At 38.4% G+C, this 12,181-nt stretch carries 7 protein-coding genes; 6 read left to right on the top strand and 1 reads right to left on the bottom strand.

Annotated elements, in window-relative coordinates; all coding sequences use genetic code 11:
- Window positions 1–56: 56 nt before the first annotated feature.
- Window positions 57–2,366, bottom strand: coding sequence for a putative monovalent cation/H+ antiporter subunit A (locus QE382_RS04380; protein ID WP_307184839.1), 2,310 nt, complete (start codon window positions 2,364–2,366; stop codon window positions 57–59).
- Between the two features lie 408 nt (window positions 2,367–2,774).
- On the opposite strand from QE382_RS04380, the gene QE382_RS04385 reads away from it, so the two are divergent.
- From QE382_RS04385 to QE382_RS04410, 6 genes are all read left to right on the top strand, one after another.
- Entirely contained in the window at window positions 2,775–3,296 is a 522-nt protein-coding gene (locus QE382_RS04385; RefSeq protein WP_307184840.1) for an RNA polymerase sigma-70 factor, read from the top strand.
- A 52-nt stretch (window positions 3,297–3,348) separates the two neighbouring features.
- Entirely contained in the window at window positions 3,349–4,500 is a 1,152-nt protein-coding gene (locus tag QE382_RS04390; protein ID WP_307184841.1) for a FecR family protein, read from the top strand.
- Between the two features lie 230 nt (window positions 4,501–4,730).
- The gene (locus QE382_RS04395; RefSeq protein WP_307184842.1) at window positions 4,731–8,351 is read left to right on the top strand and encodes a SusC/RagA family TonB-linked outer membrane protein; all 3,621 of its coding nucleotides are present in this window, start codon (window positions 4,731–4,733) and stop codon (window positions 8,349–8,351) included.
- A gap of 11 nt (window positions 8,352–8,362) precedes the next feature.
- Complete coding sequence (locus QE382_RS04400) at window positions 8,363–9,832, top strand: RagB/SusD family nutrient uptake outer membrane protein (protein WP_307184843.1); 1,470 nt, start codon at window positions 8,363–8,365, stop codon at window positions 9,830–9,832.
- A gap of 3 nt (window positions 9,833–9,835) precedes the next feature.
- A complete protein-coding gene (locus QE382_RS04405) occupies window positions 9,836–10,819 on the top strand; it encodes a substrate import-associated zinc metallohydrolase lipoprotein (protein WP_307184844.1) in 984 nt (327 codons plus the stop codon).
- A gap of 11 nt (window positions 10,820–10,830) precedes the next feature.
- Window positions 10,831–12,141, top strand: coding sequence for a DUF4302 domain-containing protein (locus QE382_RS04410; protein WP_307184845.1), 1,311 nt, complete (start codon window positions 10,831–10,833; stop codon window positions 12,139–12,141).
- Window positions 12,142–12,181 lie beyond the last annotated feature (40 nt).

A 12,181-nucleotide genomic window follows, 5' to 3' on the forward strand; every position in this document is an offset into this window, starting at 1 on the left:
ACTATTTAGCTATGCATCCTGCTATGCTTTTACGGACCCATAGCTGTTAAACATTATTATTCTTTATCCGAAGGTTTTAAACGCAATTTTAATAAGCTGTATACTCCCAATGCAGCAATACTTAAGACGACAATCTCAAACATGGTGTCAAAGCCTCTGAAATCTACAAGCAGTACATTGACGACATTTTTACCCTTAGCAAGCACATAAGCATAGTCGCCGTAGAAATCACTGATATTAGTCGTTGTTGGTTCATGCAATACGCGGAGTGCTACCATGGATAGCAAAACGCCAAAAATGACAGCGACTATGGCGTCACGAATGACGGTGCGTCTGTTTGCCAGATTCAAGAAGGAGGGGAGTTTAAACAGTACCAAGACGAAGAGTACTACCGTGAGGGTGTCTATGGTAAATTGCGTCATCGCTAAGTCTGGAGCACTGTAAAATACGAAAATAAGACATATGGCATAACCTACGACACTAGTGGCTACGACTGCTGTCAATCGGGATGTGGTTCGTATCGTCAATACAATAGCGCCGATCAAAATACAGACCGTAGTTACTTCATAGAAGCTTACGGGCGATAGCGTTTCCCATTTGATGTGGAGTGGCCCCCCGAGATATAGCTGGTAGGCGATCAATACTTCCGCAAATAGGATGATTTTTAATAAATATGACCGCAAGTAGCCGTTGTGCATTTTGTTTGTAAAGAAAGCGGAGAACAGCGCAATTTCCTGTGCACACAGGTTGATCATATATTCTGGAGAAATTTTATTGAATTTCGCGATCCAAGTCAATTTGTTTTGACTTGGTTTGTTTACGAAATAGAGGAGCGTACCGGCAGCAATTGTAATCGCGCTTAGGAGCAAGATTAAATTAAAGCCATGCCAGATTTTTAGCTGAAAAACTTCCGTTTTGGCAAGTATACTTACCGCGGTTGGGCCTGCAATCCATTCACCAATAAGTCCGGGAATACAGCCAAAAATAACACCAAGAACGGCTAAAACTAATGGGGGGATCCACATGGCTTTGTAAGGCAGATGGATTTTACTGAATTGTTCGGGCAACTTCCCCATAAAAGGTTTGATACCGGCCATAAATCCAGCGGAGACCAATAATATATTTGTTGCGACCGCAGCTGCTGTCAAATAGAGAAATAAATCCGGTGCTGCGTGTAGTGTTGCCTCATAGATCAGATCCTTTCCGATAAATCCAAAAGTAAGCGGAATACCAGCACTGGAAAGTGCCGCAAGAAAACCTGCGATAGCGACAGGCATCAAAACCTTACGCAGTCCCCGTAAAACCGTTAGATCCCTTGTGCTGGTTTCATGGTCTATAATTCCCGTAATAAGGAATAAAGCGGCTTTATATAAGGCATGGACAAGTATAAAGACACATGCTGCAATAATGGCCTCCTTTGTACCAAGACCCAATAAAAAAACCAAAATGCCTAGTGCGGAAATCGTTGAATAGGCCAAAACCCCTTTTAGGTCTGTTCTGAACAGCGAATGAAAGGCGGTGTAAAGCATCGTAAAGCCACCAATGGCCATCAGCGAGTACATCCAAATGGGGTTTCCTCCAAGAATCGGTGAAAAGCGGGCCAAAAGATAAATACCTGCTTTGACCATGGTTGCAGAATGAAGGTAGGCCGACACTGGCGTTGGCGCTTTCATGGCACCGGGTAACCAAAAATGGAAAGGGAACTGTGCAGATTTTGTAATTGCTCCAAGTGCCACCAAGCCAAATACCAAGGGGAAGAGTGGGTGTTGTTGAATGAGTGATACTTTGTCGAGCAATGCTGTAATATGATAAGTACCTGCGATATTACCCAGTAAAATGAAACCTGCCAGTAGAAAGAAGCCACCTAGCCCCGTGATGGACAGAGCGGTCAACGCGCTTTTGCGTGACTCGTTGTTATCATTGTTAAACCCAATGAGAAAAAATGAGCTGATTGAAGTCAGTTCCCAAAAGATAAACAATAATAACATATTGTCCGATAGGACAAGCCCCAGCATCGCTGACATAAATAAGCAGAGGTAGCCAAAGAATCGATCGATATACCGATGACCTTTGAGATAGGCATTGGCGTAGAAAAAGATACAAGCTCCGATACCGGTAATCAATAGGGAGAAAAGGAGGGATAGCCCATCCAGTTTAAAATCCAGATTGATGCCTAGAGAGGGCACCCATGAGGTCGACTGTACAAAATAGGAGCCTCGACCAATAGGTACAATATATTGAGCAAAATATAGAAATAGAAGTACCGGTAAGAATGCGAGAATAAAACCCCATTTGGTTTTTAGGAAACGACCAAATGGAACAATAAGGCTCGATGTTATTAATCCTGACAGAACAGTAAATAGCATTTAGTCTTTTTTTAATTTTTATTGAAGTGTTTGTTTTACTTGTCAATTAGCACCTTCAACATTTCATCTTAGTCAACGCTGATAGGGCGATGAAGGTTTTTTGAAAGTTTACAATATAGTAAAAAAAAACGACATTTTGGCGTTTATAGACCATTTTTTCTATTTATAAATACGGAGAATAGTGTTTTTTTTTAAATATGATCGAAATTTTTGAGTCCAAATATCACTAAATTATGGATGTGAAAATATGATTTTATTGAAAAACAAGATTATTATGGGCTGATATTAACATTTTATGCAATAAAAATGTCAAATCTTGTTAAAAAAAAATAAAAACTCTATCTTTAAAATAGTTAATCTGCCTACGAGGACTGTTTGCTAATCAATTTTGTTATACCCGTTAGAATTATGGGCCCAGAAGAGAAATTATTTAGAACGTATTATAGGGGTTTGTGCCATTTTGCTTGGAAAATTGTGCGGGAATCTACGACTGCGGAGGATTTGGTACAAGAAGCATTTGTCACATTCTTCAAAGATCAACAACGAATTGAACAATCCGAAGCATTTGTACGAAACTATTTGTATACGGCTGTTCGATTTTCTTGTTTAAAGCATTTACGGCATGAAAAAGTAAAGGAAAAGTATTGGGCTCGGGTTGAGTTCAACGAGGAAGATGGGCATTCGGTTGAGCGTTCCATTATTCATACCGAAGTGATTAATGAAATTTACCGGATTATTGCTCAAATGCCTTTTTCTTGTCAACAGATTTTTAAGATGGGTTATTTAGATGGGCTGTCGAATCTTGAGATCACAGAAAAACTTCAAATCAGCGTAAATACGGTTAAAACGCAAAAACAAAGGGGCATGAAAATTTTGATGGATAAGCTGCACCCCGAGTTTTTACCCTTTATTATTTTTTTATTAAAATAATTTTAATTTCTTGTCACCCTCGACGAATCTATAGGGTTTATAACCTATAGATATGAAAGCTAATACCAATTACATAACCAAACTCATTAATAAATTGCTTCGTGGTCAAGAAACCATAGCAGATCGGGATGCTATTGAACAGTGGCGGAAATCTGACAAAAATAACGATGAATTGCTTGAAAGCTTTCGGGATGCAAAAAATATTGAGGAGGATCTTATCTTTTTAGATAATCTGGACGAAGATGGTGCTTGGCGTAATATTCAGGAGAGTACTCAGAGAATTAAGAAACATTATAATCCTATTCTCCGTGTGGCAGCTAGTCTTGTCGTATTGATGGGTATGTCACTCTTTTATATTTTTCATCAGAAGGGTAAAGTTTCGGAGAAAGTTGCAATTATCAGTCCAGTGAAGGGCGATATACAACCGGCAAAGTCCGGAGCTTTGCTTGTTTTGGCTGATGGATCAATTATGCCATTGGAGAAGTCTAACAAAGCAGTTGATCCGAAAATAGTAGCCTTAACGAATAAAGCTAACATTGACCAAATCAATCACGCTCAAGCAGTGGCTGAAATACAATTTAATACATTGGTTGTTCCTAAAGGCAATTTTTATAAATTAAATTTAGAAGATGGAACTCAGGTTTGGGTAAATGCTAACTCTCAGCTTAAATTTCCTGTAAAATTTAAAGAAAATGAGCGTCGCGTTATGCTAGAGGGCGAGGCTTATTTCGAAGTCGCTCATGAAGCTGATCGTCCTTTTGTAGTGGAGTCTAGAGGAAGCGAGGTAAAGGTATTAGGTACACATTTCAATATTAACGCCTATAGTAGTAATGTTCGTACGACATTATCCTCCGGAAGAGTTCAAGTCAGCCATTTAGGCAATGTTATTGTTCTTGAACCTGGAGAGTATGCAAATCTGAAAGGTGAACTTCTCAGTAAAGGGAAAGCAGATCTGGATCACGATCTTTCATGGCATAATAATCAGTTTTATTTTAAGAAAGAAACGATTGTTGAGATTGCTTCTACGCTGTCTAAATGGTACGATGTCCAAGTTCGATTTAAGAAAGATGTTGCACTCGATAAAGTGTATAACGGTAATTTTAAACGCGATGTTACGTTATCTGAAGTTTTGGAAATGTTGACTTACGTCTGCGATTTGAAATTCGAGCTTCATGGAAAAGAATTAATTGTCGAAAACAAATAGAAAGGAGTGCTTATGTGAGAATCGATACCTAACCTAGAGGTCTTAGAAGCAAAGTAGAACAGGAATGTTGCAGCATCCCTGTTCCGAAATGATCAAAAGGCCTAAAAATTTTAGAGCGAATTAAGTAAACCCAATTAACCACAAAGAGTAAATGTATGAATAACTTACCATTTGGCAAAACTTGGCGAATGCTACCTCATGACCCACGGTTTTGTAAACCTTTACGTATTATGAAAATTAGTACCTGCCTTCTTTTTGCCTTTGTGACCGGAGTTCAAGCCAACGGCATTGCACAGAAAGTTACTTTAAAGATGAAAAATGCAAGGATTGAAGAGGCGTTGAACGCGATCTCCAAACAATCTAATTTGCAATTATTTTATGGGGAAAACGTTGATTCTAAGTTAAGGGTCAATGTGAACTTAAAAAATGCTTCGGTAGAAGAAGCATTAAATTCTGTCTTGCGCAATAATCACATTGATTATAAGATTATTGCGAATACTATTTCAGTAAATGGTGATGAGGGCGGTCGTTTCGAATTTAATACGCAGCAACAGGTTGTTTCTGGTACTGTTAAAAGTCAAGATGGCAAAGGATTGAGTGGAGCTACAGTAACCGTAAAAGGCACTTCTATTTCAACACAGACTGATGATATAGGACATTTTAAAATTAATGCTTCTTCATCGGCTGTTTTGGTAGTGCGGTACGTTGGGTTTGGCACCAAAGAAATTCCCGTGGATGGCAAGTCAAGCGTGAATGTGGTGCTTACGGCTGATGACCTTAAGTTAAAGGAGGTTAATGTTGTTGCTACAGGTTACCAAAATTTGGACCGTAAATTATTCACTGGAGCATCATCCAAAATCGACGCTAAGGAAGCTGAGCGTGCCGGTGTTCCAGATATTTCTAGGATGCTGGAAGGGCAAGCGGCAGGTGTCTCTGTGCAAAACGTCTCTGGTACATTTGGTGCGGCTCCGAAAATCCGGGTTCGTGGGGCAACTTCCTTAACGGGAGATAATAAACCTTTATGGGTGATCGACGGGGTTATTTTGGATGAGGCTGTCAATATCTCTAACGAAGCATTATCCACTGGTGATGCAAATACCTTACTCGGGTCCTCTGTAGCGGGCTTGAATCCTGATGATATTGAGTCGATCACGGTATTGAAAGATGCCGCTGCAACAGCGATGTATGGTGCGGCAGCGATGAACGGGGTCGTCGTGGTGAATACGAAGAAAGGACGTAATACTGAGGGAGTTGTTAACTTTAATTATTCAGGCAACTTTACAACCTATATAAAACCCAATTATAGCCAGTTCGATATCATGAATTCTGCGCAACAGATGCAATTAATTATTGATATGGAAAATAAAGGCTACTTGAATCATTCGCAAGTCTCCCGTTCTCCTACAGGCGGAGTCTTTAATAAGATGTATAATCTCATGTATCAGTATAATCCAGCTACGGATTCTTTTGATCTGAGAAATGATGCTCCTTCACGCTATGATTTTTTACAGCGTTATACGAATGTCAATACCGACTGGTTTGATTTATTATTTAAACAGTCTCTGGTTCATGATCATTCTTTAAGTATGTCTACCGGGACTACCAAGAGCCAAACGTATGCTTCTACGAGTTTTATGAACGATTCCGGTTTTACAATAGGTAATAGCGCGAAACGGTTTACAGGCAATATTAGAAACAATTATAAAATTAGTGATAAACTAAGTACGGAATTCATTTTTCAAAGTAATATCCGCGATCAACGGACACCAGGTACTTTAAATAGAGTTTCAGATGCTGTTTTCGGGACTTACTCGCGTGATTTTGATATTAATCCTTACTCTTATTCTCTTAATACTAGCCGTATCATCACTCCTTATGATGAAAACGGAAACTTGGAATATTTCAATCGAGATTATGCCCCTTTTAATATCTTAAATGAAATTGATAATAACTATATCAAACTTAAATTGATGGATATCAAGGTGCAGGGGGGGATAACTTACAAAATTCTACCTTCCTTAACCTATTCTGCAAATGGAATGTACCGTTATTATAATTCAGAAAGACAGCATACGATAACAGAAAATGCAAATTTGTCGAAAGCATATCGGGCAAATGGCGATCAAACCGTTAATGCGGGAAATCGCTTTTTATATGCCGATCCGGATTTTCCGAATACAGATAAATATGTTCTATTGCCTAATGGAGGATTTTTTAATGTCGCTAACAATAATATGATTAGCTATTACATGCGACATAATTTAGAGTATAATCAAAAATGGAATGATCATAGTTTAAATTTATTTGGAACCTATGAATTGCAGTATGCCGATAAGCAAAACCATGATTTTAATGGCCCAGGCATCGAATATGATAATGGAAATCTCGTTATGCCTACTTATCGGTATTATAAGTATGCTATTGAAAGTGGAAATGTACCCTTCGGAATGGCCTACAATTACGATCGAAAGTTAGCTTATGCAGTCCGTGGAGCTTATAATTATAAAGATAAATACTCTTTGAACTTTACCACACGATATGATGGCTCCAATAAAATGGGACACACAAGCGTCGCACGGTGGTTGCCAACCTGGAATATATCGGGAGCCTGGGATATTGATCAAGAGAATTTTTTTAACAAGGATAGTAATATTCTTTCTCATGTACGTTTGCGCGGTACATATGGCCTAGTCGCCAATATGGGGAATGCTTCAAACTCATCTGCAGTGTTTTATAATGCCGTGGCTTATCGGCCGTACGAGTCAGAAAAAGAGGGGAAGATTAATATCAGCGGTTTAGAAAATTCGGAGCTGACTTGGGAAAAAATGTATGAGCTCAATGTTGGTACCGATTTGAGTTTCTTAAAGAACCGAATAGATCTGAATGTTGATTATTACAAAAGGAATATTTTTGATCTGATTGGTCCTATCCGAACCTCAGGAATAGGAGGTCAATTTGAGAAATATGGTAATTACGCGGATATGAAAAGCCACGGTGTGGATATTCAAATTGGAGGTTATCCATTTAAAGATCCGCAAGGCTTTACATGGAGAACGCAATTTACATTTGGGTACAATAGAACCGAAATTACTAAGCTGAATGTTACCAGAAATATTTGGGACTTGGTGTCCGCGGAGGGGGGAGCTAAACTTGGAAATCCGCATCGCGGATTATACTCCATTGATTTCGATAAGCTTAATGCGAGAAGCGGTTATCCGATGTTCATTGGTACTGACGGTACGCCCGGAACGACCTATTTTTGGCTTCAAGATAATGAAACAGATTTCTTGAAATATGAAGGACCAGTAGATCCGACCATAGCCGGTGGTTATTATAACCGAGTGGAATATAAAAATTTCAGTTTTTCTTTTTTACTGAAATTTGCTTTTGGTAATAAGGTCAGATTACAACCTAGTTATTCATCGTCTTACTTGGATATGTACAATGTATCGAAAGATCTCGTAAATCGCTTTATTTTTCATGGGGATGAATATTTAACCGTAATCCCGTCGACACTTGATCCTTTGTCCGCCGAATTCGATGTTAAGAACTTTTTAGGCGAAAGGAATGCTGCTAATTACACGTATAATGCTTATAACTATTCATCTGAACGAGTGGCTAAAGGTGATTATATCCGTTTGTCTCAACTTTCTATAGGCTACAACGTACCCAAGGAATTGGTGTCACGTATAAAATTCAGGACTGCTCAATTTAATCTAGTGGGCAATAATTTATGGCTATTACATGCTGATAGGAAATTGAATGGCGTGGATCCAGAGTTTTACAGCAATGGAGGTGTCGCTCTTCCAGTGCCTAAGCAAATTACATTATCGGTGAAGTTAGGATTCTAAATAATTATATTATGAAATTAAATACGATTAAATATATATTGCTAACGTCTGTTTTTCTATTTAGCGGATGTAGTAAATATCTGGATCAAGAGCCGGATATGCGTGCTCAGATCAATACGGTAGATAAAGTTAAAAGATTAGTGGCATCAGCCTATCCTGGAAGAAATTCATTGGCCATGGCTGAGACCTACTCTGACAATGTGGAGGACAAAGGTGTTGGAGGTATTTATCAACCGGTACCTGCTCTTTATGAATGGAAAGATATCATAGGTGATGATACGGACTCTCCTACAGCGTACTGGAATTCCTGTTATGAAGCAATAGCTGCAGCAAATCATGCCCTAGCAGCTATAGAAAAAAATAATTTTGGTGACGAGGTTCTGGCCTATAAAGGAGAAGCACTTGTGGCCAGGGCTTATTGTCATTTTATGTTGGCGATTTACTTTGCTAAAGTATATGACTTCAAATCGAATGCATCGAATGATTCTCCAGGAATACCGTATGTGAAAGATCCAGAAACGGTTTTAATAAAGCAATATGATCGAGGTACAGTTAAGTCTACATATGACAATATCCGTAAAGATTTAGAAGAGGGATTGGCCTTATTGGATCAAGGGAATGGTTTGTGGGATGTTCCGAAGTACCATTTTACGCCCGAAGCCGCGCATGCTTTTGCTTCTCGTTTTTATCTGTTCACAGGCGAATGGCAAAAAGTGGTGGATAACGCAAATAAGATTTTTGGAGGTAATTATGTAGGCAAGCTTGTTCCTTATAACTCAACTTTAAAATCATTAGGCTTTGAGGCTGCCCGTACAGAGATTACCAAGGCTACACAACCCTATAATTTGTTGATTACAGAAACGTATAGCGGTTATCAGCGCTGGTGGGACAATCGCTATGCTATGGGAATTAGTGTCGTACAAAATATTTATAATAGCATGACTGCTGCAGGAGCGAAGCTCTACAATTTTGGTGTAAGTTATGGCTCTCCACATTACACAACCTATATATGGAAGGAATTTTGGTATGTAACGAACCCTACCGCCAATACAGGGTTCCCTATGTTAATGGTTCCGGTACTAATGTCAGATGAGGCTTTATTAAATCGAGCAGAAGCTTATGCCGAATTAGGCAATGTAAACGGGGCACTAGCTGATCTCAATTTATTTGCACGCAATAGGATCGACAACTACAATTCAACTGATTATGCTGTTACAGTGGCTAAATCAAAGCAATTTTTCGACGTCACTGATGACAAAGAAGCTCTTGTTAAAACAGTATTGCAATTTAAACATGTTGGATTTATGTCCATGGGACTACGGTGGCTTGACATTATTCGTAAAGGGATAACGGTCAAGCACAATGTCATAGGAAGCGATGAACGAGAAACATTTATTGAATTAAAACCCGATGATCCTAGAAGGGTATTCCAAATCCCTCAGGAAGCTAAATTAGCAGGTGTTGAACTAAACCCAAGATAAGTCATGAAGATCATTTTTAAACTATTTACAGGGATTGGTCTAATTGGATTAATTTTTTCCTGTTCGAAAGAAGATAAATTAAATTATACCTTACAAAATTACGATACTTTCGTTCCTGGTACTATCGACAATTGGATCAGCGCGAATCTGACAGATCCATTTAACATCGAAGTTATTTATAGATATCAGCGGAATATGCATGATATTAATAAAAATATAGCACCGGCCGATGAATCGAAAGTAATCCCGCAAATGAAAATCGTACTCAAGGGATTTTTGGAGGTATATGGTAAAATTGGCGGCTCTAAATTTATTAAACTCTATACGCCGAAGCAATTTGCACTTTTTGGATCTGGTGATTATGATCCTGATGGCTCTGTGAAAGGAGGTACGGCAGATGGGGGAAGAAGAATTACATTGTACGGTCTCAATGGACTGAATGATAACGATGCCAGTTCTGTGATTGGAAATCTACAGGTAATACACCATGAATTTACACACATATTAAATCAAAATCGGTTTATACCAGGCGAATTTGGTTTAGTCTGTGTAGGAGATTATTATGCAGATTGGACTGCGGCTGAAAATACCGAGGCAAAAGCTAGATCTTTGGGATTTATCAGTCCGTATGCGCGTAAGTCGATTGGTGAGGACTTTGCTGAAACACTTTCACATCTGGTCGTTCGAGGACAAAAGTTTTATGATGATTATGCATCACAATCGGGTGAAACAGCTTATAAGAAATTCAAGGAAAAGGAGTCTATTGTAAGAGATTATATGATAAAGTATTTTAACATTGACGTCACGCAATTGCAAAATGAATTTCAAAGGGTCATGGTTGAAGAATATCATAGCACGGATTATACTTCTGTATTGATTTCATCAGGTAAATATGATCCTTTTTGTACTGATTTCTATACTGAATATACTTTGAGTATGAATAGGTATACGAGATTGAATTCTTACTTATTTGGCCAATTAACCTAGAAAATTACCGTATGAAAAAGATATTTTATGTTATATTTTTGGTTTTACTGACAGTAAGTTGTAATAAGCCGAAAGAAGTTGCTTTGGAATTTGAAAAGGATCCTGACTCCCGTATTGCAGACACACTTTCTTATGTCAGAAAGATGCTTGTCGAATCTCCTTATGGTTGGAAGGGATCATTAGTAACCGAGTATGCCGGAGCCTATGGTTTTTATATGCAGTTTGGTAAAAATGACCGCGTGAAAATGGTTGCTGATCTAGATGAAGAGACGGCTTCAAAAGAGAAAGAGTCGACGTACCGGATACGTCAAATCATGACTTCTACACTTTCTTTTGATACCTACACCTATTTAACTATGCTTGAAGATCCGAACCCAGCTACCTACAATGGGCAGCCAGGAAAGGGGATGGGAAGTGATATCGAGTTTAATTATATTAAAAATCATGGAGATACGTTGTTTTTTGAGGGACGTAAATTTCAGAAATCAATGATCTTGGTGAAAGCAACCGCCAGTGAGAGTCAACAGTATCTGAGTAATGGCTTTGGTAAAAGCAGAAGTCAACTGCTAAATTATACAGATGCTAATCCCAACTTATATCTACAAATTCCCTCACTAGAAAGTAAGATTTCGGTATCGTTTAGTGATGAGAGTAGGACAGCCTCTCTTACATATATTTCAGGTAAGGAAATTGTTTCCAAGATTGGTAAATACAATTTTGATCTAGGTGGACTAAATTTTGCTGAGCCTGTAGTGTTGGGCGATTTGACGATTGTAAAGGCAAAGATGCAAGATGGCAAGTTTATGTTATTAGATTCGTCCAATAAACCCTATGAAATTAAGTCGAACGCTGTACCTGTATTGCCAATTACGGCGTTTTTTGGTTATCGCGACACCTACAATTCTATTCAAATTGATGGAGCAACTTTGCCTGGTGGCATAAATTCGGCTTTTAATGATATATGGGCAAAGCAAATCAATACCTACAACGGATGGGGTGTGAAAATGGTTTCCATGACCTTCCGACTCGTTAGTTCGCAAAAAGCTAAATTAGAAGTGTGGTTTTTTGTTAATGGTTATAATTACCGCGTTGACGTCGGCTACGATTATGTAATGACTGATAATATAATTAAACTATCCAACGAAGTTCAAAATGACTTAGGATGGATACATAGTGATATTAAGAGCTATTTCAAAAATGCTGAATTTAAGCTGGATTATGTCGCGAGTTCAGATCCCAAAGTAAGAGGAGTGGGAGGATTGATAAAAACAAATAATCCGAATTCGTTTTTCTATGGAAAATTAGTGAAACTAAGTAATTAATTATGTATTAATATCGGAAAATCAGTATTGTTTCTAATGC

Source organism: Sphingobacterium zeae, assembly GCF_030818895.1.
Lineage (GTDB): Bacteria > Bacteroidota > Bacteroidia > Sphingobacteriales > Sphingobacteriaceae > Sphingobacterium > Sphingobacterium zeae.